At 69.4% G+C, this 23,628-nt stretch carries 22 protein-coding genes and 4 pseudogenes; 18 read left to right on the forward strand and 8 right to left on the reverse strand.

All coding sequences use genetic code 11. From position 1 onward, the window contains the following. Nucleotides 1-235 precede the first annotated feature (235 nt). The 6 genes and pseudogenes from AB0I41_RS30230 to AB0I41_RS30255 all read right to left on the reverse strand — a co-directional run bounded on the left by AB0I41_RS30230 (nt 236) and on the right by AB0I41_RS30255 (nt 4,327). The gene (locus AB0I41_RS30230) at nt 236-826 is read right to left on the reverse strand and encodes a DinB family protein (protein WP_357113995.1); all 591 of its coding nucleotides are present in this window, start codon (nt 824-826) and stop codon (nt 236-238) included. Between the two features lie 520 nt (nt 827-1,346). Beyond that, nucleotides 1,347-2,105 (reverse strand): annotated as a pseudogene (locus tag AB0I41_RS30235) (class I SAM-dependent methyltransferase); the annotation flags it as partial. Nucleotides 2,106-2,710: 605 nt separating this feature from the next. Next, a complete protein-coding gene (locus AB0I41_RS30240) occupies nt 2,711-2,836 on the reverse strand; it encodes a hypothetical protein (protein ID WP_357113996.1) in 126 nt (41 codons plus the stop codon). A gap of 168 nt (nt 2,837-3,004) precedes the next feature. Continuing rightward, nucleotides 3,005-3,349 carry a hypothetical protein gene (locus tag AB0I41_RS30245; RefSeq protein WP_357113997.1) on the reverse strand — a complete coding sequence of 115 codons (345 nt, stop codon included), beginning with the start codon at nt 3,347-3,349 and terminating at the stop codon, nt 3,005-3,007. After that, a pseudogene (locus AB0I41_RS30250) lies at nt 3,265-3,807 on the reverse strand (maleylpyruvate isomerase N-terminal domain-containing protein); the annotation flags it as partial. The pseudogene AB0I41_RS30250 and the gene AB0I41_RS30245, both read right to left, overlap by 85 nt. Before the next feature lie 223 nt (nt 3,808-4,030). After that, nucleotides 4,031-4,327 (reverse strand): hypothetical protein, encoded by a 297-nt coding sequence (locus tag AB0I41_RS30255; protein WP_357113998.1) that lies wholly within the window; start codon nt 4,325-4,327, stop codon nt 4,031-4,033. A gap of 331 nt (nt 4,328-4,658) precedes the next feature. Here AB0I41_RS30255 and AB0I41_RS30260 point away from each other — a divergent pair, with 331 nt between their 5' ends. From AB0I41_RS30260 to AB0I41_RS30270, 3 genes are all read left to right on the forward strand, one after another. Further along, nucleotides 4,659-5,471 (forward strand): nucleotidyltransferase domain-containing protein, encoded by an 813-nt coding sequence (locus tag AB0I41_RS30260; protein WP_357113999.1) that lies wholly within the window; start codon nt 4,659-4,661, stop codon nt 5,469-5,471. Nucleotides 5,472-5,742: 271 nt separating this feature from the next. Further along, nucleotides 5,743-6,582 (forward strand): M55 family metallopeptidase, encoded by an 840-nt coding sequence (locus AB0I41_RS30265; RefSeq protein ID WP_357114000.1) that lies wholly within the window; start codon nt 5,743-5,745, stop codon nt 6,580-6,582. Further along, a complete protein-coding gene (locus AB0I41_RS30270; protein WP_357114023.1) occupies nt 6,579-7,439 on the forward strand; it encodes an HAD-IC family P-type ATPase in 861 nt (286 codons plus the stop codon). Before AB0I41_RS30265 ends, AB0I41_RS30270 begins: the two co-directional genes overlap by 4 nt. A gap of 122 nt (nt 7,440-7,561) precedes the next feature. Here AB0I41_RS30270 and AB0I41_RS30275 read toward each other — a convergent pair whose 3' ends face one another. After that, nucleotides 7,562-7,924: a hypothetical protein gene (locus AB0I41_RS30275; RefSeq protein WP_357114001.1), complete on the reverse strand. Its 363-nt coding sequence runs from the start codon at nt 7,922-7,924 to the stop codon at nt 7,562-7,564. Between the two features lie 402 nt (nt 7,925-8,326). Between AB0I41_RS30275 and AB0I41_RS30280 the strand changes: the two genes are divergently transcribed. The 11 genes and pseudogenes from AB0I41_RS30280 to AB0I41_RS30330 all read left to right on the forward strand — a co-directional run bounded on the left by AB0I41_RS30280 (nt 8,327) and on the right by AB0I41_RS30330 (nt 17,096). Continuing rightward, nucleotides 8,327-9,058: a GAF and ANTAR domain-containing protein gene (locus AB0I41_RS30280; RefSeq protein WP_357114002.1), complete on the forward strand. Its 732-nt coding sequence runs from the start codon at nt 8,327-8,329 to the stop codon at nt 9,056-9,058. Nucleotides 9,059-9,206: 148 nt separating this feature from the next. Then, on the forward strand, nt 9,207-10,103 hold the full coding sequence (locus AB0I41_RS30285; RefSeq protein WP_357114003.1) for a SigB/SigF/SigG family RNA polymerase sigma factor: 897 nt from the start codon (nt 9,207-9,209) through the stop codon (nt 10,101-10,103). A gap of 405 nt (nt 10,104-10,508) precedes the next feature. Next, the gene (locus AB0I41_RS30290; protein ID WP_357114004.1) at nt 10,509-10,910 is read left to right on the forward strand and encodes a LapA family protein; all 402 of its coding nucleotides are present in this window, start codon (nt 10,509-10,511) and stop codon (nt 10,908-10,910) included. Beyond that, nucleotides 10,907-11,461 (forward strand): DUF5994 family protein, encoded by a 555-nt coding sequence (locus AB0I41_RS30295; RefSeq protein WP_357114005.1) that lies wholly within the window; start codon nt 10,907-10,909, stop codon nt 11,459-11,461. Before AB0I41_RS30290 ends, AB0I41_RS30295 begins: the two co-directional genes overlap by 4 nt. A 422-nt stretch (nt 11,462-11,883) precedes the next feature. Then, the gene (locus AB0I41_RS30300) at nt 11,884-12,057 is read left to right on the forward strand and encodes a hypothetical protein (protein ID WP_357114006.1); all 174 of its coding nucleotides are present in this window, start codon (nt 11,884-11,886) and stop codon (nt 12,055-12,057) included. Beyond that, on the forward strand, nt 12,054-13,058 hold the full coding sequence (locus AB0I41_RS30305) for a glycosyltransferase family 4 protein (protein ID WP_357114007.1): 1,005 nt from the start codon (nt 12,054-12,056) through the stop codon (nt 13,056-13,058). The genes AB0I41_RS30300 and AB0I41_RS30305 overlap by 4 nt, the downstream gene beginning before the upstream one ends. Before the next feature lie 152 nt (nt 13,059-13,210). Continuing rightward, on the forward strand, nt 13,211-14,347 hold the full coding sequence (locus AB0I41_RS30310) for a glycosyltransferase (protein ID WP_357114008.1): 1,137 nt from the start codon (nt 13,211-13,213) through the stop codon (nt 14,345-14,347). After that, nucleotides 14,344-15,396, forward strand: a complete 1,053-nt coding sequence (locus AB0I41_RS30315) for a glycosyltransferase (RefSeq protein ID WP_357114009.1) — start codon at nt 14,344-14,346, stop codon at nt 15,394-15,396. The genes AB0I41_RS30310 and AB0I41_RS30315 overlap by 4 nt, the downstream gene beginning before the upstream one ends. Nucleotides 15,397-15,631: 235 nt before the next feature. Further along, nucleotides 15,632-15,814 carry a hypothetical protein gene (locus AB0I41_RS30320; RefSeq protein WP_357114010.1) on the forward strand — a complete coding sequence of 61 codons (183 nt, stop codon included), beginning with the start codon at nt 15,632-15,634 and terminating at the stop codon, nt 15,812-15,814. 15 nt (nt 15,815-15,829) lie between these two features. After that, a pseudogene (locus tag AB0I41_RS30325) lies at nt 15,830-16,153 on the forward strand (DDE-type integrase/transposase/recombinase); the annotation flags it as partial. Nucleotides 16,154-16,466: 313 nt separating this feature from the next. After that, the gene (locus AB0I41_RS30330) at nt 16,467-17,096 is read left to right on the forward strand and encodes a hypothetical protein (RefSeq protein WP_357114011.1); all 630 of its coding nucleotides are present in this window, start codon (nt 16,467-16,469) and stop codon (nt 17,094-17,096) included. Between the two features lie 133 nt (nt 17,097-17,229). Here AB0I41_RS30330 and AB0I41_RS30335 read toward each other — a convergent pair. Continuing rightward, a pseudogene (locus tag AB0I41_RS30335) lies at nt 17,230-17,418 on the reverse strand (VOC family protein); the annotation flags it as partial. Nucleotides 17,419-17,808: 390 nt separating this feature from the next. Between AB0I41_RS30335 and AB0I41_RS30340 the strand changes: the two are divergent. From AB0I41_RS30340 to AB0I41_RS30355, 4 genes are read left to right on the forward strand one after another with little or no spacing between them, the layout of a single operon-like run. Beyond that, nucleotides 17,809-19,929: a N,N-dimethylformamidase beta subunit family domain-containing protein gene (locus AB0I41_RS30340; protein ID WP_357114012.1), complete on the forward strand. Its 2,121-nt coding sequence runs from the start codon at nt 17,809-17,811 to the stop codon at nt 19,927-19,929. Between the two features lie 50 nt (nt 19,930-19,979). Next, nucleotides 19,980-20,993, forward strand: coding sequence for a sugar ABC transporter substrate-binding protein (locus AB0I41_RS30345; RefSeq protein WP_357114013.1), 1,014 nt, complete (start codon nt 19,980-19,982; stop codon nt 20,991-20,993). 55 nt (nt 20,994-21,048) lie between these two features. After that, complete coding sequence (locus AB0I41_RS30350) at nt 21,049-22,542, forward strand: sugar ABC transporter ATP-binding protein (RefSeq protein ID WP_357114014.1); 1,494 nt, start codon at nt 21,049-21,051, stop codon at nt 22,540-22,542. A 35-nt stretch (nt 22,543-22,577) separates the two neighbouring features. Beyond that, complete coding sequence (locus tag AB0I41_RS30355) at nt 22,578-23,606, forward strand: ABC transporter permease (RefSeq protein ID WP_357114015.1); 1,029 nt, start codon at nt 22,578-22,580, stop codon at nt 23,604-23,606. Nucleotides 23,607-23,628 lie beyond the last annotated feature (22 nt).

Consider the following 23,628-nt stretch of genomic DNA (forward strand, 5'->3'; position numbering starts at 1 on the left):
TCCCGCTGGCCGGGTTCGAGCACCAGCGGTGCGGCAGCACGTGTCACGCCCAGAGTCTACTAAAACGGCTAGCTATTTGCGAGACAGAACACTAGAATCTGTCGCGCCAGCTGGATATCCTCAACTGCCGCCGATGGTGCGTCACGTTGAGTGACGAGGCCGGGCGGCGCTCGACGCGCGGTCCTGCCGAAGAGCGGATGCTGAACTCACCGACTGTACCGACGGGACCGGGCGGCTATCCGAAGCGGTCAGCCAGCTTCGTCAGCTTGGTGACGTACACCGGCCAGTCATAGTCGTGAGGGATGTTGGTGTTCTCCCGCCGCAGGCCGATCGCCGTGTCGTGCTGCTCGCGCATGATGTCGGCGTGACCGGCGTGACGAGCGAGGTCGCAGGTCACGTGGACGATGATCCTTTGCAGCGTCACGGCCTGTCCACCTGGCCGCCACCACGACACCTGCCCCGGCGCGTCGAGCGGTAGCTGTTCGATCGTCTGATCCGCGAACACCCCGACGCGGCGATACAGGTCGATCAGCCCATCCTTCGTCTCCTCCTCCCGCGCGTACCAGTCTGCCTGCGGGTCCTCCTCGAACGCCTGCATGGGGACCAGTTCCTCCGGCGTCGGGAATTCGCGCCCGAAGGTGAGCCCGAAGTAGCCGGCTTCGACATTGAGGCAATGCTTGAGGACTCCCAGCAGGTTGTTGCCGGTCGCGGTGCGGGGCAGTCTGGCTTCGCGTTCGCTCAGCCCGTCGAGCTTCCAGATCAGGTCTTCGCGGGTCGCCTGGAGGTAGTGGTGCAGCGCAGCCTTCGCATCGCCCAAGTCAGCCATGCCCGCCAGTCTTCCTTATGCGCCGAGCCATCGTGCGAGGTGTCGTCTGCAAGATCAGCGCCCGGCTGGAGCGATCGGCATCCTCACCTGCCGCGATCCGCGCGGCAGGCGTCGTGACGGCGCCGGCCGCGCGATGTCCGGGTCGACGTCGACGGTGTCAGGGTGGACGGTCGTGGACGTGATGGCATGCCCCATCGGCCCGTGTGCTGCAGGAGCACGACCGGGTGAGCGGGGGCTGGGCGACCGCGCTGCCGCCAGAGCGGTCGCCGGACGACGGTTGGTGTTCAGCGGGCCAGCACGGAGACGTTTTCGCCGAGCAGGAGTGGGGCCCCGTCGGGGCCCTTTCTCCGCACCACGGAGATCATCTATATCTCGCAGGCACGGGTGATTGCGCTGGACTGCGCACTCGTGATCAAGGATGCTCCTCCAATGCCTCCGGGAAGTTGACCGTTGACCGGTGCGAGCCGGGGCCTGGTGAGTGTGGCTTCGGGCAGCGAAGTCGTACCCAGATGTGGCGGGTTCAGGCGATAAGCAGGCGAAGGCCAAGCTCTGCTGCGTCGAGATCGACGAGGTCGCGGTTGCGCTCGGCCCACCGACCGGATGCAAGGTCATCACGGAGGCTGTGCACTACTCTCTGCTCGGCGTCTGGCCCGACCCTGGCCCAGACCGATACCCCGCGACGGACATTCTCGTCCAGGTATGCCTCGGGCCGGCGCCAGTAGGCCTCGAAGAAGCCGTCAGCGCAGTCCCACGGAATGAGCACCGGCTCCACCCGGGCTCCAATCGCGCGGGCCAGCTCGGTCAGCGAAGGCCGGCCGATAAGGAGGTCCGCGACCTCAGGCAGGTAATCGCGAGTAAGCCAGAACCGACGAAGCCATCCAGCGTCACTGCTGTCGTGCGTGAACACCACCACGCGGCGAGCAACACGCCGCATCTCGCGCAGGCCGGCAATCGGGTCCTGCCAGTGATGAACGGTGGCAAAAGCCATCGCTGCGTCGAAGGACTGGTCATCGAACGGCAGGCCCTCGGCAGATCCAACCAGGCACGGCGCCGCGTCCGGGAGGCGCTGCGAACGCATGAGCACCGACGGTTCCACCGCGAGGACGTAGCGGTCGGGGGGCTCGTAGGACCCGGTGCCCGCCCCGACGTTCAGTATGGTCCGGGCGTCGCCGAGCGCAGCCCAGATCCGCGCGGCGATGCGCGGTTCAGTACGCCGGGTCACGGTGTAGGTGGCTCCGATGGTGTCGTACAACTGCTCGCTGGACATTGATACTTCCTTTCTGACTGTCACATCGTCGTCCCCGCACCGTGCCTGTGGCCGGGGTAGCGTGTCACGGCGCGGGACAGGGCCGTTCCAAGATCGCGAGCCTGTTGGTGAGGGTCTGGTGAGGTAGGTTGCGATCTGATCACGCGCGGCGTGTTCTGTCCAGAATGGAACGAAGCGCCGGCTAGCAAGGGTCTTCTCACAGATCACTTGCGCGCGGAGCTTCGTCGTGACCCAGTGTGCCATCTTGGCGGCCGAGTCGGTGGCAGCCGAGCCGCTCGTCCGTGTCCCCCTCGGCGAGGCGCGCGGTGACCTGCTCGAACTGTTTCGAGGAGCAACCGATGGGCGCTGCGGTCAAGGACGTGACCATCCGGTGGCGGCGGTGCTCGCCTTGGCCGCGGCGGCGCGACCGTGGCGGGGACGACCGGCTACCGCGCGATCGCCGGCTGGGTCGCGGACGTGCCCGCCGAGGTGCTGGCCGAGCTGTACATGCGGACCGGGGCGGCCCCGGCACCTGCACCGGGTAAGACGACGATCTGGCGGGTGCTGTCCCAAGCCGATGCCGACACCCTGGACGACGCGATCGGCTCATGCGGCCGGGCTGGCAGAGGTGAACCGGTCTACGGCTCGGCGAGCACGGCCAGGGCGTCGATCTCGAGCCGGAACCGGGGTACACCAGCGCGCTGAACCTGGACCAGCGAGCCGGTCGGCGGCTGCCGGCTGTCGACGTACTCGTCCCTGACCATGCGGAGGCCGGGAGTTCGAGATCTACCAGGTAGACGGTCGGCTTGGTGGCGTGCCGTCAGTCCGCCCTTGTCGGCTTGAGGGCGGTGCCGATGTTCCGACAGCCTGGCGGAGCTGAACAGTCGTGTCCCCGTCGGCCCGGGGGGCAGCAGGTGGCGCATCGTTACGTCCTACTCATCCGGTTCCCAGGCTATAAGCAGGTCGAAGAGACGTCGGTCGCCGTCGAGCTTCAGGGAGTCCACCGGAATACGGCCGTAAAAGGCCAGGACCAGCTCACTGGCCGTGCCTCGGGCGGAGGCGTCGGCCGCGTCCGGGTCCTCGCCCGCAGCGGTGGCGGTGGCGGGCATTGTGCCGGGTGTGGGCAGGCGGCCGGCCCGTGCGCCGTCGGCGGAAAGCCGGTTGCGCCAGGAGCGGCCCTCGGTGGCGTGGTAATCGACGGCAGCGGGCTCGTGCGGCCAGGCGGCCGTCGTTGTGCAGCAGGTGGACAGGAACTCCTCGACACCGTCGAGTGCCACCTCGTCCGGCAGCGGCTGCGGGGCGCCCAGGGTGACCTGGCGTCGTAGGTGTGCACCGCGATCTCCTGGAGCTGGTGTCGGGCGACGGCACCGCAGGTCTGCGGCGACTGCGACGTACCCCACCACGTCCAACAACCGCGATCCGGACCGGCCTCCCACAGTGCGTCCACTAGCTGCTGCGTCGATGCGGCCAACCAGGCCAGCAGGGCCTCGCGCTCGCGAGGCGCAGCCGGGCCCTCCGATGCGGACTTGGCCGAGGCGGTAGGCCCTGCGGCGACGGTGGCGGCCCAGGAGCGGCGCCCCTCGCCCAGGTGCTGCACCAGATCGAACAGCGTCCACTCGGGGCAGGTCGGCACCTGCACGTCGAGGCTGGGCGCGGAGGCGACCGCGGCGCGGAGGGCGGTCGACCGTTCGTCGATCAGCCGCAGCAGATCGGGGAACTCCAGAGTCTGTTCCACTCCGGCTGTCTATCACCGTGCTCCGGCAACCGGACAGCGAATTTCGCAGCCGACGCGGCGGGCGCGCGGCCGGGCCGCGCGCCCTCGGATGATGCGGTGTCCTCATTCTGAAACGACCAGTAAGTCCCCGGCTTGCCGGGGCGCGGACCTACGAAGCAGGAAGAGAATCACCGAGATTCTCCGAACGGTAGGGGCGTTCGGCGTCGTCGCGTTCGCGTCCGTCCTACTCGATGCGCACCTCCAGCTCGGCGCCGGTGAGGGCGGTCTCCACGGCGGCTTCGGCGGTCTCGATGGCGTCCTCGCGGTTGGTCGCGGTGACCTCGATAAGGATGGGCAGCAGGAGGGTGAGCCAGGCCAGCTCGTCGTCGGTGAGGACCTGGGCGTCGGCGTAGCGGGCGAACGTGGTGCGTACCGCGTCTTCGCCTGCGCGGATCAGCGCGTCGGGGCCTTCGCTGGTGAGGGTGCGGCGGCGTGCGCGGGCGCGGGCGGTGGCGCGGGTGACCGTGGCGCGGGCGAACAACTCACGATGGAACCTCCATTACCGTGTGCGGGAACCTGCGGCCCGGACGGGCCGCGGGTGACGAGCGGGCACAGGCTTCCGGCCCGGCCTGTGCGGCCAGCCACCTCGCGGGGACCTGCAAGGGAACGGGGTGCATTCCAGGCGCAGCTGAGAGCAGGCTCTGTGGCGACCGAGGCCGGCCGGTTGACGACCGACTCGACCAGGCCGGCCCGCTGACGCAGGCAGGACAGCAGGACGAGCGGTACCCGGTGATGCGAACGAGGCCACGTCTAGCCACTGGCGGGGGATAAGGGCTCGCCGTGACCGGGTCCCGGCGAGCAGACTCGCTGTCGTGGATCGTCTGATGGCCATCGCAAGCCGGCTCGCCGGCATCGGCGGTGTTGTCGGGGTGTGCCTAGGCGGTAGCCGGGCACGGGGAACTCACCGCCCTGACTCTGACTACGACCTTGGCCTGTACTACCGAGCCCCGCTGGATACCGCCGCCTTGCGAGTGCTCGCCGCCGAGCTGACTGGCGCGCGGGTTGAGGTGACCGAACCCGGCGGCTGGGGACCATGGGTGAACGGCGGCGCCTGGCTGACGATGGACGGCCTCCAGATCGATTGGATTTATCGAGATCTGGACCGGGTGCACCGCATCTGGCGGGAGTGCCAAATCGGACAGTTCGAGGTGGGCGTGCAGGCTGGCCATCCGTTGGGGGTGTACTCGCACGCCTACGTCGGCGAGCTGTCCCTGGGCCGGGTCCTTGCGGATCCGACCCGGGAACTCGTTGCCTTGCAGCAGGAGACACGCTGCTACCCGCAACCGCTGCGCGCCGCATTGATCGCCAACGCGCGTTGGGCGGTGCCGTTTACCCTGTCGGGTGCACGTAAGGGGGCAGCTCGCGGTGACGCCTTCTATACCGCTGGCTGCCTCTTCCGAGTCGTAGGGCTTCTTGTTCACGCGCTGCACGCCGAGGCCGAGTGCTGGGTGCTCAATGAGAAGGGCGCGGTGCAGAGCGCCGGAGCTCTTCCGATCGCGCCTGCCGACTTCGACGCGCGCGCCCACGCGTTGTTCGGCGCGCTGGCGACTACGCCAGCTTCGCTCAACGCCCGGTTGGACGACGCGGAAGCACTGGCGACCGACGTCTGGGACAAGCTGTCGTAGTGAGCAACCACGCCTGGAACATGTGATCGGTTTGCCGGTACTTGTCGGCCTGGCCGACCCGCGGTCGCCGAGGTCCTCGCGCTGAACCTGGCCAGGGCGGCGCGTCTGGTTTCTCGGGCTTCGGTCGCGGCCTTCTTCTCAAGATCGTTTCGCTTCCTTGAGGCGTGATGGCCGGCCGTGGCGCCGCGACTGTCCCGTCTCACATATCTGGCATCTGTCTCATTGAAGGTGGTCAGCTCCGTGTCGTGCGGGATGCCAGTACGGTGGTGCGATGACGACGGGGCTTACGGTGCTCATTTCGGCCGATTTGGAAGGGATCTCGGGAATCGTCCACGTCACGGAGACCAATCCGGGCGGATACGACTACGAGCGGTCTCGCAGGCTGATGACAGCGGAGGTCAACGCGGCCGTCGCCGGTGTGCTGGACGCGGAGCCTGACGCGGTCGTGCTGGTGGCGGACGCGCACGGGCCCTACCGGAACCTGCTGGTGGAGGAGCTCGACCGGCGTGCTCGATTAGTCCGCGGCAAGCCCCGCCCGCTCGGCATGATGGCCGGGCTCGACGCGGGCGCGGATGCGGTGCTGCTCGTCGGATATCACGCGCGGGCCGGTTCAGGACCGGCGGTGCTGGCACACACCATGAGCGATGCTCTGCTGGAGGTGCGGCTCAATGGACGGCCGATGGGCGAGATCGGCCTCAACGCGGCCCTGGCGGGTCACTTCGGCGCGCCGGTGGTGTTGCTCAGCGGCGACGATGTGGCTTGCGCCGAGCTGCGCGAGTTCGTCCCCGGCGCGGCGACCGTCGAGGTCAAACGCGCACTCGGTCAGGCTGCGGCGGACGTGCTGCACCCCGCTGAGGCGCAGGAGAGACTTCGGCAAGCAGCAGGCCGGGCGGTACGGCAGCGCGGCCACGTACAGCCGCTGGTCCTGTCCGAGCCCGTCGAGGTCGAGGTCGATCTCTACGGCCCGTACACAGTGGACCTAGCGACCCTGGTTCCCGGGTTCGCCCGTGCCCCTGGCGCACGTACAGTGACGTTCACTGGCCGGGACATGGCCGAAGCGTACCGAGGAGTTCAGTTGCTGGTGCAGCTCGGCCAGATCAAGCCCGGCTGACTGCCCAGAAGGAACGCGTGTTGACCGCGCTGCGGGCCCGCGGCGCCGTCGTCGGGTTCATCGGCGACGGCATCAACGACTCGCCCGCCCTGCACGCCGCCGACGTCGGCATCTCCGTCGACACCGCCGTGGATGTCGCCAAGCAGGCCGCCGCGATCGTGCTGCTGGAGAAGAGCCTGGACGTGGTGGCCGACGGCGTGCGGCTGGGCCGGCGCACCTTCACCAACACCCTCAAGTACACCCGGGTCAACACCAGCGCCTCGTTCGGCAACGTGGTCAGCATGAGCGCGGCGACGCTGGTCCTGCCGTTCCTGCCGTTCCTGCCGCTGCTGCCGCGTCAGGTCCTGCTGCTGAGCTTCCTCTCCGACATCCCACCATCTCCACCGACCACGCCGACCCCGAGCAGCTGCAACAGCCGCGGACCGCGGTCACGGTGGCCTTGCCGTATAGCCCGCTCGCCCGGCCGCTCGGGCTCGCGCCGCCGCCGCTTCCGGTGCTCGGCACCCTCGCCGTGCCCGCCGTCGTGTATGTCGCCGTCAACGAGCTCACCAAACGCCGGATCCCGCCCGACCATCTGGGCACCACCTCGAGGTTGGCCCGCGCGTCTCCGTGACCAACGGCCCTACCCGCGCCGGCCGGCGCGGCGGACCGTGGTGGGCGTGAGCACCACCACCAGACCGGCGGCGAGCTGCCCGATCCGTCCGGGAGAGCCGTGCACCCTCTGCCAGCTCGACGTCACCGGGCCGCAGGACTGCCCGCTGGTCTACCTGGTGATGGGGGACGACGAGCTGCGCGAGGGGGTGCACCGGAGCCGACTGGCCACCCCTGGGAGGCGGGGGCCCCGGCCGGGTCGATGACTGTCAGCTGGGGCCGTGCGAGGTGATCGCCGCGACCCACAGCGCCGTCATCCGGTCCCGGCGTCGTCGACTCAGCAGTGCGAAGCAAACGGTGAGCACCACGAGGTCCGGGTGGTGGCCGGTCACCTCGACCTGACCGGCGCGCCGGGCCGTGGCGAGGTCCGGGCCGCGACGCGGCCGGAGGTGTCGGTCAGCAGAGCGCCGTAGCGCCGGAAGCCACGCGGGGTCTCCCAGCGGGCCGGGACGTCCCGGCCGGGCAACCGGGCCAGCGGCGGGTCGAGTTCCAGTGCCACGGCACCCGGCGGCCCCGCGGTCACGCGCAGCCGACGGCGGCCGTGGGCCCGCGCCGGCCAGGTGCCGTCGGCGGCCGTCGCCTCGGCGCAGCCCAGCCCTCGACCGGTCCGCAGCGTCCCGCGCGGTGCACCCGTCGCGGTGGTCAGGGTCCACCACCGGCGGCCGGTCCGGCGGAGGGTCAGCGTCGTCATGTCGCCTCCGATCACGTCGTCCGTTCACGTCGTCGCCGGTCACGGCGAGGCAGGGGCGCCTGCACGACATCGGATTCCCCCCACCCCCGACCGGCGTCGCCATGCGCTGAGCTGCTATGCCGCCCGGGCAGGAGCTGAGGCGCCCCTACTGGGGCCCGTACGGTGCCCCTCGCCGGTGCCAGTGGGCGTTGATCGTCGGTGTGCTCGCATACCTCGTCGATCTGGTCGACGGAGGCGGCCGTCCGTGGCGGCGCGACTCGGGCCGTCAGTCTGCTACCCGAATCGGTAGCTGACCTTCCCCTGTTTCCGTATACCTTGTAGAACTGGCTGGGCCAGGCCGACACCCACCACGGCAAGCACGACGGGCTGACCGGGGACTATCGTATGCCGAGGGTGAGTGGCATGGCCGAGATCCAGATGTCCGACGTGTTCGTGGAAGTGGCTGACACACTCGTCGACGACTTCGACGTGATTGAATTCCTGCATGTGCTCGCCGACCGGTGTGTTGAGCTGCTGGGCGTCTCGGCGGCCGGGCTGCTGGTGACCGACCAGCAGGACAACCTTCAGGTGATGGCGGCCTCCTCCGAACGCACCCGGCTCCTGGAGTTGTTCCAGCTGCAGACCGACCAGGGGCCCTGCGTGGACTGCTTCCGCACCGGCCAGCCCGTGTCGGTCATCGACCTGCGGACCGCCGGCCACCGCTGGCCCCGGTTCACCGCCGCCGCAGCCGAAGTCGGCTTCATCGCGGTACACGCCCTGCCCATGCGCCTGCGTTCCGAGGTCATCGGCGCGCTGAACCTCTTCGACACCCGCCCGGGCGCCCTCGACGAAGGCAAGGTCCGGATTGGGCAGGCCCTGGCGGACGTGGCCACCATCGGGCTGCTCCAACAACGTGCCATCCACCACCGCGACATCCTCACCGAGCAACTGCAGACCGCACTCAACAGCCGAGTTCTGATCGAGCAGGCCAAAGGTGTCCTCGCTGAGCGCCTCCAGGTGGACGTGGGTGAGGCTTTCGCGCTGTTGCGCGACGGCGCCCGCAGCCACAACCGGCGGCTGTCCGATCTCGCTCAGGCGATCGTCGACGGCTCCGAGCAGCTCGCGCCAGGAACGGCAGCCAACCTCTCCGCCTGACTGCCCGGTCAGCCAGGGGGCCTGTGTCGTCCCGCCGTCCGGCGACCGGCGGTGCGAGTCGGCGCGATGAGGCGTACGGTGAGGTTTGTCGCCCGGGCCCCCGGTGGCCGTCAGTTCCGCCGCCACCAGCCTTAAGGGGCGTTGAACAATGGCATTCCCCACCGCGACGGCGACTGCCGTTCCCCGGCATCCGCCGGCGGGTGAAGTGCCGGCGACGAGCGAACAAATGTTGCGGCGACGCGCTGCCCTGAGCTGCGACGATCCCGATCGTACGAGACTGCGGACCCGGATCATCGAGGGCAATCTGCCCATGGCCAGCCGACTGGCCCGCCGATACGCCGGACGCGGAGAGCCCTACGACGACCTGGCCCAGGTCGCGGCCCTCGCCCTGGTCAAGGCCGTCGACAACTTTGACGTCCGTCGAGGCGTGCCGTTCTCCTGCTACGCGGTCCCGACCATTCTCGGTGCCCTCCGCCGGCACTTCCGCGACACGACATGGGCAATGCGGGTCCCGCGCCGCGCCCAGGAACTGAACAGCATGGTGCGAGCCGCCACGGCCGAGCTCACGCAGCGACAGGGCCACCACCCGACCAACGCGGAACTCGCCGGCCACCTGGACGTGGGCGTCAACGACGTCCTCGCTGCCCTCACCACATCGCAGGCATACCGCCTGGCGTCCCTGAACGCGCCCCACCAGGATGCCGACGATGTCGAGACCATCGAGCTCATCGGCGCCGTCGATCCCGGTTACGCGGCCGTGGACGATCACCTGACGCTGCTGCCGCTGCTCGCCGACCTTGCCCCGCGTGAGCGTCGAATTCTCACCATGTGGTTCTACCGCTCCATGACCCAGGCGCGGATCGCCACCGAGGTCGGAATATCGCAGATGCACGTGTCTCGGCTGTTGAAGCGTTCCGTGGCCCAGCTCAGGGCCGGAACGCCGAGCTCACGAGCCGACGTCCCGGTCACATCCGATCGCCCCGAGGAGAGCGCCAAACGACCACGAGAGGACTTCGATGGCAGTTGGTCCGTCCGTCACGACTGAGTCCTCCGTCATCCCGTGCGGAGCCATCCCGGTGCGGCTGGGCGTACGGGTGAAGCGCGCCGTCGAACGGCGTGCGGGTCGGGTGCGGGTGATGCTGCTCGTAACCGTCCTGCTCCTGCCGTTGCTGCTGACAACGCTGTCAGGTGGTCGCTGACCGGGTACTGACGGGCTGCGCAGCGACCCGGTCGGGAAGCGGCGGTCAGCCTGTTCCAGGCTGCAGGAGGTCCGCTCTTCTGCGTGGTCCTGGGAGGGGCGGATGCGGCGGCGGGCGTTTGTCCGGATTGGTAGATCCGACATCTCGGGCGTACCGATCAGCCCAGCGGAGAGTAGGCTGAGGCTGTCGTCCTGGACCCCGGCGGCTCCGGTTCGCGTACTTCACGCGCCACCGTCGGAATGAGGTCCGCAATGGCCAGGTTCGGCTCCGCCAGCTCCACCAACATCCAGTCCGGCCCGGAGATCAACGACCGGCCCCGCCCTGTGCCGCCGTTCCGCACCGCGGGTTCGCTGGTCGCGTTCACGGCGCCCGCCGTGGTGCTGCTCCTGCTACTGATCTTCATCCTGCAGAACGGCCAGCGCACGGACGTGCACTTCTTCGGCGCGCAGGGGCAACTGCCGATGGGAGTCGCGCTGCTGCTCGCCGCGGTGTTCGGCGTGCTCCTGGTGACCATCCAAGCCACCATGCGGCGCATCATCCAGCTGCGGCTGTCGACCCGCAGGCACCGCACCCCCTACACCACCACCATCACCCGTCCAGACCCCGCCGGCACCGACCTGGGCGCCGACGTACCAAAGGGACGGAACTCATGATCCGCTCTGCCGCGGACCGCATGACGTGGGTCTGCACCCGTGAGCCGCCAACGGCACGCCTGCGGCTGGCCGACTCGCCGTCCAGCCGCGCGATGCTCGACGGCGGTTGGTGGCCGACCTCACGCGACCCGGTCGTCGAACTGTGCGGCCTGGTCACCGCGCTCACCGCCCAGCGTGGCGGCGTGATCGAACGGATCATGCTGCAGCCGGCCGCGTGGGACAGGCATCCATGCCGGATCGGCGTCGGCGGCGCCGTGGTGCGGGTGGGCTGGTTCACCACCCTCGGGGCCGCGCTGGTGATCGTCACAGGCCCGCGGGATCTGCGGATCGACCTGGCCGTGATAGCGCCGGAGACCACGTACGCCGTGGCGACGGCGGCCCTGCTCGCGGCCTCCCGCCCCGCCAACACCACCCGCGCCGGTACCCAGTTCATACCGCCCAGCCCTCGCTCGCGACGGTTGGCACGACACGGCGACGATGTAGCCGTCTGGGAGACCGAAGGGGGCCACGGTCAGCCCGATCGACAATCCACAGCGCCGGCCCGGACCTGAACGCTCCAACCGGCCCGGGCCGGGAGGCACGGGGTCCGGGACTTCGGTTCGAAGTCCCGGACCCCGAAGCCATCACTGACCGTCGATCACCGACGAAAGGTCCGAAGGGCGGAGCAACCGCGTGGAGTTCGACGTCACCATCGAGATCCCCGTACGGTGAGCATTTCGCCCGGTCCCCGGTGGCCGCAAGGTGCCATCGCCACCAGCCCGCCAGGGGCGTTGACCAATCGTCATGCCCATCGCCACAGCGTGCCCGTCGTGCTGGCTGATCGCCGATCACGTCCCGGCAGCAGGATCCGCCGCTCATGGCACGTTTCAGGTTCGCCGCGCACCTCGACGGCCGGTGGTGGAATCCGACCGGCGCGTCCACACCGCCGTCCGTGAGCATGACCGTTGCGGACGGCTTCACAAGGGAGCACCCGATGAGGATCGCCAGGCACCGGATCGTCAGCCTTCTTCGCGAACGCGGTCAGCAGGTCAGGGCCGACTGGGTCGAGCGCGAACTACCGGAGCGGGTGGACCCCGACGAGCACGCCGGGCTGCTCGCCACCCTCCGTCTCGATCCGGCCGACCTCGCCGACGCGCCGTCCCCGTGAGGGTCGCACTGCTCGGACCGGTCGCCTGGCGGACACCCCCACACCACTACGGCCCCTGGGAACAGGTGACCGGCCTGCTCGCCGAAGGGCTGGTCACCCGTGGCGTGGACGTGACCCTCTTCGCGACGCTCGACTCCGTCACCTCCGCCACCCTCGACGGCGTGTCCCCCCGGGGGTACGCCGACGATCCGGCCATGGACGGCCGGGTGTGGGAGGCCATGCACGTCTCCCACGCGATGGCCCGCTCCGGGCAGTTCGACCTGGTGCACAGCCACCTCGACTGGCTGCCGCTCGCCTTCGCCGAACACTGCCGCGCCCCACTGCTCACCACCGTCCACGGCTTCTCCGACGCGGGGATCCTCCCCGCGTACGCCCGGGCCCGCTCGTCCTACGTGTCGATCTCCGATGCCGACCGGAGTGCCGAGCTCGACTACGTCGCCACGGTTCACCACGGCGTCGACCTCACCGGGCTGCCGTTCACCCGCGACGCCGGCCCCGGACTCGCCGCCTTCGGCCGGATCCATCCCGACAAGGGCACCCACACCGCCATCGAGATCGCCCGCCGCGCCGGCCGGCCCCTGACCATCTGCGGCATCGTGCAGGACGAGCGGTACTTCGCCGAACAGGTGGCCCCACACATCGACGGCGACCAGGTCGTCTTCCTCGGATCCGTCGGCCCTCGACGACGCGCGGAGGTGCTGGGCGCCAGCACCGCCCTGCTGCACCCGATCGCCTTCGACGAGCCGTTCGGACTGTCGGTGGTGGAGTCGATGGTCTGTGGCACGCCGGTCGTCGCGTACGCCCGGGGATCGATGCCGGAGGTCGTCGACGAAGGGGTGACGGGATTTCTCGTACACACCGTCGAGCAGGCCGTCGACGCGGTCGCCCGGGCTGCCGGGCTCGATCGGGCCGGCTGCGGGGCGCGGGCCCGGCAGCGCTTCGGCGCGGACCGGATGGTCACCGACTACCTGGCCGTCTACGACCACCTCACCCGACGCTGAATCCGCCGGGCGGCCGTCGATTGCTGAACAGGCAGCGGCCCCGCCCCGAATCCGTTCCGCCGGCCACACACGCTGGCCGGCGTGCACCGTCACCGCGTGAGGTTCGCCCCCGCACTGCCGGCGGCGGCCGACAACCGGAAGGCCCGACACCCATGCCCAGCTACGGATTCCTCAGCACCCACCCGCCGACCCGGTGCGGACTGGCCACCTTCAACTCCGCCCTCGCCGCCCACCTGACCGCCGACGGCACGCGCGGCGGCATCGTGCGGGTCACCGACCGCAGCGACGACCAGCGGGCCGGACCCGGGGTCGTGCACCTCTGGTCGACTCGTACCACGGCCGGATGGCGGGACGCCGCCACCGTCCTGAACACCTTCGACGTCGCCGTCGTCCAGCACGAGTACGGCATCTACCCCGGCGCCGACGGCGAGGACGTCCTGCCGTTGCTGCGCCGGCTCACCGTGCCCAGCATCGTCGTCCTGCACACCGTGCTCCGCCAGCCCACCGCTCGGCAGAGGTCCCTGCTGGAGCAGATCGTCACCGCCGCCGGGGCGGTCGTCACGATGACCAACGCGGCCCGCGATCGGCTGCTCGTCGGCTACACCGCGCCCCCGGACAAGGTCACGGTCATCCAGCACGGTGCCGCCGAGCACGTCGGCGTACCCGCCGACCGCCGTACCCGCCCGCATCTGCTGACCTGGGGGCTGCTCGGTCCCGGCAAGGGCGTCGAGTGGTCGTTGCGGGCCCTCGCCCGGTTGCAGGACCTCGACCCGACACCCACCTACACCGTCGCCGGCCGGACCCATCCGAAGGTGGTCGAGCACCAGGGGGAGGCGTACCGGGCGGGACTGCACAGGCTCGGCGCTCAGCTGGGCGTCGCGTACGCCGTGGACTACCAGGACATCTACCACGACCAGCCCACCCTCGGCCGGTTGATCCACTCCGCCGACGTGGTCGTGCTGCCCTACGACTCCCGCGAGCAGGTCACCTCCGGGGTGCTCATCGAGGCGGTGGCCGCCGGGGTACCCGTCGTGGCCACGGCGTTTCCCCACGCCGTCGAGCTGCTCACCGGTGGCCCCGGTCTGGTCGTACCCCATCAGGATCCGGCGGCGCTGGCCGCTGCCATCCGGCGGATCCTCACCGAACCAGGCCTGGCCGCCCGGCTGGCCGGGCGCATCCGGCCACTGGCCGCGGACCTGCGCTGGCCGGCGGTGGCGGCCCGCTACGGCACCCTCGCCGAGCGGCTCGTCGCCACCCGCCCCTCCGTGGTCAGCGCGGCGTCGGCGTGACGGCGACCACCGGCCTTTCCCGCACGCCGGACAGCGGTCGGCGGCAGTTGGTGCCCCGACCGAGCTTCGCGCACCTGAGCCGGTTGAGCGACGACACCGGCCTGTTCGAGCACGCTCGGCACGCCATCGTCCGCCGCGAGCACGGCTACTGCACCGACGACGTCGCCCGCGGCCTGGTCGTCACCAGCCGCGAGCCGGAGCCGACCGAGGAGGTGCTCCGGCTCGCGGAGCGCTACCTCGCCTTCCTGACCCACGCGCAGGACGCCGCCGGTGCCTTTCACAACCGACTGGGTCACGACCGGCGCTGGACCGACCAGCCCGGGCTCGGCGACTGGTCGGGCCGGGCGCTGTGGGGGCTGGGCACCGCCGCCGCCCGCAGTCCCGCCGCCTGGATCCGGGAAGAGGCGCTCGTCGCCTTCAGCCGAGGCGCCACCCGGCGCTCCCCGGCCCCGCACGCGATGGCCTTCGCCGGGCTCGGCGCGGCCGAGGTGCTGCGCCGCCACCCGGGCCACGCCGCCGCGGCCGCGCTGCTGGCCGACGCCGCCACCACGATCGGGACTCCCGAGGCGGATCCGCGGTGGCCTTGGCCGCAGCAGCGGCTGACCTATGCCAGCGCGGCCCTCGCTGAGGTGCTCATCGCCGCCAGCCAGCTGCGCCACGACGGCCCACCGCTCGACGACGGGCTGCGGATGCTGAACTGGCTGCGCGACGTCCAACTCCGCAACGGACGGCTGTCGGTCGTGCCGGCCGCCGGGTGGCGACGCGGCGCGGTGCGGCCTCGCCACGACCAGCAGCCCATCGAGGTCGCCGCCTTCGCCGACGCCTGCGCCACGGCCGCCACGGTCACCGGCGACCCCGGCTGGGAGACCGGCATACGGCAGGCGGTCGGGTGGTTCCTCGGCGACAACGACGTCGGCACGCCGATGTGGGATCCGGCGACCGGCGGCGGCTACGACGGGCTGACCCCGCACGGACCCAACCTCAACCAGGGCGCCGAATCCACCCTCGCGCTCATCTCCACCCTGCAGCAAGCCCGGCGGTGGTCGTGACCGGCGTCCTGCTTTACGTTCCCCCAGGTCAGGTGCATCCCCGCCTCCCGTTTCACACCGAAGAGGTCACTGGTTCGAGCCCAGGGCGGTCCACCGGCGCTGTTGCGTTGAACGAAGCGAGGTCGAATGAGGGCTTGCCCAGCCAGGTCAGGCTGCACCGGTGAGGTCGCCGTCTCGTGCTCGGTCCTGGTCTCCGCCGACGTCGTCGTTCGCCGGGTTCCGCTTCCCGCCCGAGGTGATCGTCCTCGCCGTGCGTTGGTACCTGCGCTTCAACCTGTCCTACCGCGATGTTGAAGAGCTGCTGGTCGAGCGCGGCGTCGAGGTCGACCACGTGACCGTGTGCCGGTGGGTGCAGCGGTTCAGCCCGCTGCTGGCCGACGCCGCCCGGTTCTGCCGCCACACGGCAGGTGACAGGTGATTCGTCGACGAGACCTACGTCAAGGTCAACGGGGTCTGGCGGTACGTGTACCGGGCCATCGACCAGCACCGCCAGGTTATCGACGTGCTCGTCTCCGCCCGCCGTGACGCCGCCGCAGCCCGGCGGTTCTTCCGGCGAGTACTGGCGACGGTGAAGGTGACGCCGTCCGAGGTGATCACCGACGCGGCTGCGATCTATCCCGGCGTGCTCGACGAGCTGATCCCGCAGGCGTGGCACCACGTCGAGCAGTATGCAAACAATCCGATCGAATCCGACCACGGCCAGCTCAAGCACCGACTCAAACCGATGCGAGGGCTACGCACGACCGAACAGCTCAAACGATCATCACAGGACATGCCTTCGTCCGGAACCTCCGCCGCGGACAACTACGAACTCGCCATCGATTCCCCACCCGCCACTCGGGTGGCCGAGGCGTTCACCGAGCTGGCCCAGGCGATCTCACCAGCGCTCCCAGCGCGATTCACCGTGTCTACCGAACCGGTAATGCAACAGTCCCCTTTGCTTTGCCCCTGCCCCATCGGGGTTCGCGAGCCCGCCGCTATGCTCGGAATCGGAAAAGAGGGGGGAAACGTTGTCCCGTTGCTTCAAGGGGCTGGACCGGAGCGACCGTCGACGCGAAGTGGGTGCAGGCGTGAGATCGGCCCGCCTCCTCCTCACGGTCCTCGCCACCAGCGGTGCGCTGGCGCTGGCCGGGTGTCAGGTATCGGTGCCTGTGGACGGTGGCACCGTGATCACCAGCGCATCGGCGCACGATTCCGGGCTCTCCGCACTCGATGATGCCGGTGTCGTCAGGATCAAGGACGAACGCCGTGCGAACTTCGATATGACCGGTGGCTCCCTCCGCAAGTCCGCCGTCGGTCTCGCTGATGGCGCCTCAGCGCCGTCGATCTCCACGATCGGGAACGGGAAGATCGAGCTGAACATCACGGCTCCGCACGGCACCATCACCGCTTTGACGGATCACATCAGCTTCTTCACCACCGGCGACCGCCCGGACATCACCACAGTCAGCTACCTGCTCTCGACAAAAGACTATGAAGAATACGTTGCACTGATCCGTGATGGTGTGCAGAAGTATGGGCTCGACAGCAACGCAGCCGAGAACTGGATCCGATCGGCTGCGGACCACACGAACGCGGAAACGGGCGATGCAGGGTTCAACATCGACGGCACCTCCACCGGTCTGCGCGTCAACTACGAGTTCCGTCTGCGACCCGGCGACACCTTCCAGGTCATCCTCGTGACCGTCTCGGCTCTGTAGTCACCCACGCCTCGTCGGTGCAGCCGATGGAGACCGCGCTGCCCATGGCGCCCTCCCACCCGACTGCTTGAAGCCACCGTCGCTGGCGCGCCCACTCCTGCGGGGCCAGGTCCTGTCCCGAGGGACTCCGGCGTCAAGACCGCTCGGAGGCGCTGCGTACCACGCAGAATTCGTTTCCCTCTGGGTCCTTGAGGACTACCCAGCCCAAGCCATCTGGACGTCGATGGTCCGCGACCAGTTGAGCGCCGAGGCCGAGCAGTCGCTCGACCTCCTGATCTCGGGTGCAGTCAACCGGCTGCACGTCGAGGTGCATCGGGTTTTTCGTCCGCTTGCTCTGGCTGTTGTCGATCCTGCCGGCAGTGCCGGAACCCGGCCCGCGATCACGGTGTGAGAGCCGTCGTCTCAGGCTGTTGTGACCCGATTGGTGCCCGTCGTTCCTGTCTGTGGTCGCAGGCGGCGGACCTTGGCCGAGTAGCTCGGAGCTAAGCCCAACAGTCACGAGGAATCCTCGGTCAGAGGAAGTACGGGCAACACTCCGCCGAGTCTTGTGGTGAAACCCACATGCTGTTACCTTCGCGGCAACCGCTACGCCCGTTCTCCCTCTTGGTGTGGGGAGGAACGGGCATGACTCCAGGAATGGTTCGGTGATGCAGACGTGCTCCTGACGGGCTATCTCAACCGCCTCAGCTACCGCCCTGGGGATGCAGTCGACGTGCGAGCCAGTACCGACGCCGACTGGGTAACCCTCGACCTGGTCCGGCTGCGTCACGGCGACGTCAACCCCGCCGGGCCCGGGTTCCGCACCGACGGCGTCCCGGCGGTCACCACCCAGCGGATCCCTGGACGCCTGCAGCCCATCCACCCCGGTTCCTACCTGCGGGCATCCGGGGTCGTCACCGGAGCACGCGAGATCGGGCTCGACGCAACCGTATGGCCGACAACCCCCCAGGTGGGCCGGGTCCAGGGAGTGCTGTCGCTGACCGACGACTCGGGTCGGCACGTGGTCGCACTGGCGCTCGACGAGACCGGCACCCCGGTGCTGACCACGCCGGACGGCATCGTGGTCCGCGCCGGCCAGCCGCTGCTGGAGCGCCGCTGGTACCGGCTGACCGCCACCGTGGCGACGGACCGGTGTCAACTCGCGGTCACCGCGCTGAACCCACTTCCGGCCGACCACGACGGCACCCCGCAGTCCGGCGCCGGCGTGTCCGTGGACCGGGCCTCCGAAGTAGTCGCAGCTGCGCTTGACGTGGTCACGCACACCGGACACCCCGTCCCAGCCGGCCTCTACAACGGCAAGATCGAAGCTCCCGAGGTTCGCCGCGACGGCATGGTCGCCGCGCGTTGGGCGTTCGAGGACGTGACCGACCTGGCCGTCGCCGTCGACATGACGGGCAACGGTCACCACGGCGAGCTCCGTAACGGGCCGGCCCGGGCGATGACCGGATCCAACTGGACCGGCGACGTCGACGACTTCCGCCAGGCGCCCGAGCAGTACGGTGCGATCCACTTCCACGACGACGACCTCATCGACGCCGGGTGGGAGATCGACGCCACCGTGACCCTCCCCGCGGACCTTCCGAGCGGGGTGTACGCGATCCGGTTGCGGTCGGCGGACACCGTTCCGGCCGAGCTGCCGTCACCCGACGTCGACCACATCCCGTTCGCGGTGCTTCCAGCCGTCGGTGCGGCACGCAAGAAGGTCGCCTTCGTGCTGCCGACGTTCACGTATGTCGCCTACGCGAACGAGCGGCTCATGGACCGTCTGGACTACGAGGCCGCAGGGATCACCGACCACCCAATCGTGCCGGGCTTCCACGACCGGCTGTTGGCCGAGCACCCCGAGTTCGGTTCCAGCCTGTACGACCATCACAGCGACGGTTCCGGGGTCTGCTACTCCAGCTTCCTGCGCCCGATCCCGAACCTGCGGCCGGACTACCGGATGTGGCTGCAGAACGCCCCGCGCCACCTCGGCGCCGACCTGTACACGGTGGCGTTCTTCGACCACGCCGGTATCGAGTACGACGTGCTCACCGACCACGACATCGACGCCGACGGCGCGGCCGCCCTCGACGGGTACCAGGTCGTGGTCACCGGCTCGCACCCCGAGTACTACAGCGGGACGATGCTCGACGCGGTGCAGGTGCACGTCGAGTCCGGCGGCTGCCTGATGTACCTCGGCGGCAACGGCTTCTACTGGGTCACCTCGGCCGACCCGCGGCGCCCCGAGGTCCTCGAGATACGGCGCTCGGCCGGCATCCGCACCTGGGAAGCCGCCCCGGGCGAGCACCACCTCAGCACGACGGGGGAGCGCGGTGGCCTGTGGCGCTGGCGCGGCCGGTCGCCGAACAAGCTCGTCGGTGTCGGCATGTGCAGCCAGGGCTGGGACGAGAAGGCGCCCCCGTTCATCCGCAGCGAGGTGTCTTACCGGCCGGAGTACTCGTGGGCGTTCGAGGGCATCGATGACCATGAGATAGGCGACTTCGGGCTGATCATGAACGGCGCCTGCGGCGACGAACTGGACCGCTACGATCCGGCGCTGGGCAGCCCGCCGAACACCGCGGTCCTCGCCACGTCCGGCCGGCACAGCAACTACTACCAGCTCGCCGTGGAAGACGTCCTCATGCTCGCTCCCGGGCTCGGCGGCGAGGACTGCGCCGACGTGCGTTCCGACATGGTGCTCGTCGAGCACGCCGGCGGCGGCGCGGTCTTCTCGGTCGGGTCGATCTGCTTCACCGGCTGTCTGCCCTGGAATGGGTTCGACAACAACGTGGCCCGGCTCGTGCACAACGTCCTGACCAACTTCCGTAACCGCAACAGCAAAAAGTTCTGATCCGCCTCCGGCGCTTTGTCCGCGCCGATCCACCAGTGCTAGGAGATCGAATGTCTCACCGCACCACGCATCGCGCCGCCGGCTGGCGGTTATCCGCGGCGTTCATCGCTGTCGCCGTCGCCCTGCCGCTGGCCGCCTGTGGCGGCGTCAAGGAAGACACCGGCAGCGCCGCCAAGTCGGGCAGTTGTGAACGCAAGAAGGACAAGGTCATCGGGTTCGACTACCCGTTGACGTCGCTGGCGGTCTACGGCGACCTGAAGCGCTTCGCCGAGCAGCGCGCCAAGGAGCGGGGCTACGAGCTGCGCTACACCGCCGACGACGAGAATCTGCAGAAGCAGAACCAGAACATGCAGACGTGGGTGACCCAGCAGCTGCCGGCGATCGTCTCCTACCCACTGGAGCCGGCATCGATGGAGCCGCTGGCCAAGCAGGCCCGCGGCAACTGCACCGTCTTCGTCTCCTACGCGACGCCGCTGAAGAACCAGGATGCGAACATCCTGTTCAGCGGGCTGGAGAGTGGCAAGGCGCTGGGCAAGACCGCCGCCGACTGGGCGGCAAAGCACACCGGCCCGGTCAAGGTTCTCGTGCTCAACAACCGCGACCTCGCCGTCGGCGCGCAGCGCGACGACGGACTGAAGGCGACCTTCGGAGACGCCAAGAACATCGAGATCGTCTCGACCCAGAAGGCCGGCACCCGGGCTGACGGTGAGCAGATCACGCGGACGGTGCTGCAGGCCCACCCGGACCTCAACATGGTCCTCGGGTATGACGACGACGTCGCAATCGGCGCGCAACAGGCCTTCCTCAACGCCGGCAAGGCTGCGGACGACCCGAACATCTTCATCGGTGGGCAGGACGGGTCCAAGGAGGGCCTGCAAGCGGTGGCGAAGGGCGGTATCTACCGCGTCTCCGTAGCAGTGCGCATCCGTGACATCGGCTTCGCCGTGACCGATGTCGCCGCCGACCTGCTCGAGGGCAAGGCGAACACGGGCGTCAACGTGCCGCCCGTCCCGCTGACCGCAGACAACCCGCAGCTGAAGGACTACCTCAGCGACTACAGCTGACCGGACGGCCCGGCGCGGACCCGCTGTCCGTGCCGGGCCAGCCTAGAGGAGAGCCATGACCCTGCAGATGGTCGGCATCACGAAGTCCTACAGTGGCTTCCGGGTGCTGCGCGGAGTCGACCTGAGCGTCGCCCCGGGTGAAGTGCACGCACTGCTCGGACCGAACGGCGCCGGCAAGTCAACGTTGATCAAGTGCATCGCCGGAGCGATCAATCCGGAGGCCGGTTCGATCCACCTCGACGACGCGCCGGTCGAAGATCTGACGCCCACGCGTGCTTTCGAGCTCGGCATCGCCGTGATCCACCAGCACCTCAGCCTGGTCGACGTACTCTCCGTGGCCGACAACCTCTTCCTGGGGCATGAGCTGCGGCGGGGGCCAGTGATCAACCGGCGCGGCCAGCGGCGGATCGCGCGCGAACTGCTCGACCAGTTCGGCATCGACGTCCCCTTGGACGCCAAGGTGGGCACCCTACCCATCGGCACCAAGCAACTGCTCGAGATCGCCAAGGCCTGGCACCGCACCGACGTGAAGGTGATGGTGCTCGACGAGCCGACCGCGTCGCTGTCCGAGAGCGAGACGCAGCGGCTGTTCGCCGAGGTGGCCCGGATGAAGCAGCGTGGCGCCCGCATCATCTACACCACGCACCGGCTGGGTGAGGTGTTCCGGATCGCCGACAAGGTGACCGTCCTGCGGGACGGCCTGGTGACGCTGCAGGAGCAGGTGGCGACGCTGGAACCGCAGCGGCTCGTGGCCGCGATCTCCGGCGGCACCGCCGAGGCGGCACGCGCGCGTACCGCCACCGCCGGCGACGTGGTGCTCGACGTCGACCAGCTCGCCGGTCCACGGTTCGGTCCGGTATCCCTGCAGGCCCGCCGCGGCGAGATCCTCGGGCTGTACGGCGTCCTGGGCAGCGGACGCACCTCCCTGCTGGAGACCGTGTCCGGACGCTTCCGGCCAACCGCCGGCCGGGCGACCGTCAACGGAGCCCGGATGGCGATGACGTCCCCGGCGCGCGTGCAACGCGCCGGCGTCGCGCTCGTTCCGTCGGACCGTCAGCGGCAGGCGCTCTGGGGCACCCGATCAGCCTCCGACAACCTGCTCCTGCCGTCCTTCGGCCGCCTGGCGGCCGGACTGCTCCGCCGCCCGCGCAGGGAGCGTGGCCTCTTCCAGCGGACCGCCGCGGCGCTGGACCTTCAGCCGCCGGACGCGCGCCGGGCCGGCGGTGCCTTCTCCGGCGGTAACCAGCAGAAGCTGGTCCTGGGCCGTTGGCTCGCCCGCATCGACGAGCTCTCGGTGCTCCTGCTCGACGAGCCGACCCAGGGCGTCGACGTCGGCGCCCGCAGAAAAATCTACGACGTCTGCCGCGAGCTGACCGAGCGTGGAGTGGCCGTCGTCTTCGCCTCCACCGACGCCGACGAGGTGGCGGCCCTGGCCGACCGCGCGCTGGTGATCGACGGCGGGCGCATCATCGCCGAACTCACCGACGACCAGATCACCGAGAAGTCGCTGCTGGACCACGCGCACCAGTTCACCGGCGTCACCGCCTGAGCTTCCCGCACCTCGATGTTTGGAGCCTTGATCCGATGACCACAACGACCTCCACCACGACGAGCGCCGCACCGGCATCGGCGCCTGCGGTCGGCGTCAAGCGCGATCCCATCGCGGTGGCGCTGCGCTCGGCGCTGCTCATCGGGCTCGTCGCCCTGACCGTTTTCTTCACGGTGCAGAACAACCTGTTCCTGACGGCAGGCAACCTCAAGAACATCGCGCTGTCCGGCGCCGTGCTGCTGGTGGTCGCCGTTCCGCAGGCGCTGCTGGTCATCATGGGCGTCGTCGACCTGTCCGTCGGGTCGGTGATCGGCCTGTCCGGAGTGGTCACCGGTCTGCTGATCGTCGACCACGGTGTGGCCTGGCAGGTGGCGGTGCTCATCGGAATCGCCCTCGGTGCTCTGGCCGGTCTCGGCAATGGACTGCTGGTCTCCTTCACCCGGCTCAGCCCGATCATCGTCACGCTGGGCACGCTCCAGCTGTATCGGGGTATCTCGCAGTTTCTCCGTAGCAACCCGCCGGCGAACTTCGGCAAGGGAATGAATTTGCTGGGTCGGGGCCTCTATCTCGGAATCCCGGTGCCCGTGTGGATCGCGGTCGTCGTCTTCGTCATCGGCGCCGTCGTGCTGTACGCCACCCCGTCCGGCCGGTACGTGTACGCCATCGGCGTCAACAAGGAAGCCGCTTTCCTGTCCGGTGTGGCCACCCGCGCGCTGCCGCTCGTGGCGTACGCCGCCACCGGTGCCGCCGCGGGGATCGGTGGGGTCCTGCTCGCCGCCCAGCTCGACTCCGCGCCCCCCGGAACCCTCGGGGTCGGGTTCGAGCTCAACGTACTGACCGCCGTGCTGCTCGGCGGGGTCGCCTTCAGCGGCGGTCGCGGGACGATGTTCGGCGTCCTGCTCGGCGTCGCGTTCCTGGGAGTGCTCAACAACGGCATGACGCTGATGAATGTTCCTTACTACGCTCAGGCGATGGCCACCGGCGCCGCGCTCATCATCGGGGCTGGACTGGACGAGCTCAGCCAGCATTCGCAGCTGATCCGCGCTATCGGTCGTCGACGCTGAACCCGAGTCCATCCTCTCCATA

Origin of the sequence: Micromonospora sp. NPDC050200 (genome assembly GCF_040656135.1) — a bacterium.
Classification (GTDB): Bacteria; Actinomycetota; Actinomycetes; order Mycobacteriales; family Micromonosporaceae; genus Micromonospora.

Bases quoted from the DNA above. Each gene is read 5' to 3' on its own strand.
- AB0I41_RS30230 (WP_357113995.1), bottom strand. From the start codon at position 826: ATGGCTGACTTGGGCGATGCGAAGGCTGCGCTGCACCACTACCTCCAG.
- AB0I41_RS30240 (WP_357113996.1), bottom strand. From the start codon at position 2,836: ATGGTCAGGGACGAGTACGTCGACAGCCGGCAGCCGCCGACCGGCTCG.
- AB0I41_RS30265 (WP_357114000.1), top strand. From the start codon at position 5,743: ATGACGACGGGGCTTACGGTGCTCATTTCGGCCGATTTGGAAGGGATC.
- AB0I41_RS30275 (WP_357114001.1), bottom strand. From the start codon at position 7,924: ATGACGACGCTGACCCTCCGCCGGACCGGCCGCCGGTGGTGGACCCTG.
- AB0I41_RS30280 (WP_357114002.1), top strand. From the start codon at position 8,327: ATGGCCGAGATCCAGATGTCCGACGTGTTCGTGGAAGTGGCTGACACA.
- AB0I41_RS30285 (WP_357114003.1), top strand. From the start codon at position 9,207: ATGGCATTCCCCACCGCGACGGCGACTGCCGTTCCCCGGCATCCGCCG.
- AB0I41_RS30290 (WP_357114004.1), top strand. From the start codon at position 10,509: ATGGCCAGGTTCGGCTCCGCCAGCTCCACCAACATCCAGTCCGGCCCG.
- AB0I41_RS30295 (WP_357114005.1), top strand. From the start codon at position 10,907: ATGATCCGCTCTGCCGCGGACCGCATGACGTGGGTCTGCACCCGTGAG.
- AB0I41_RS30300 (WP_357114006.1), top strand. From the start codon at position 11,884: ATGAGGATCGCCAGGCACCGGATCGTCAGCCTTCTTCGCGAACGCGGT.
- AB0I41_RS30310 (WP_357114008.1), top strand. From the start codon at position 13,211: ATGCCCAGCTACGGATTCCTCAGCACCCACCCGCCGACCCGGTGCGGA.
- AB0I41_RS30345 (WP_357114013.1), top strand. From the start codon at position 19,980: ATGTCTCACCGCACCACGCATCGCGCCGCCGGCTGGCGGTTATCCGCG.
- AB0I41_RS30350 (WP_357114014.1), top strand. From the start codon at position 21,049: ATGACCCTGCAGATGGTCGGCATCACGAAGTCCTACAGTGGCTTCCGG.
- AB0I41_RS30355 (WP_357114015.1), top strand. From the start codon at position 22,578: ATGACCACAACGACCTCCACCACGACGAGCGCCGCACCGGCATCGGCG.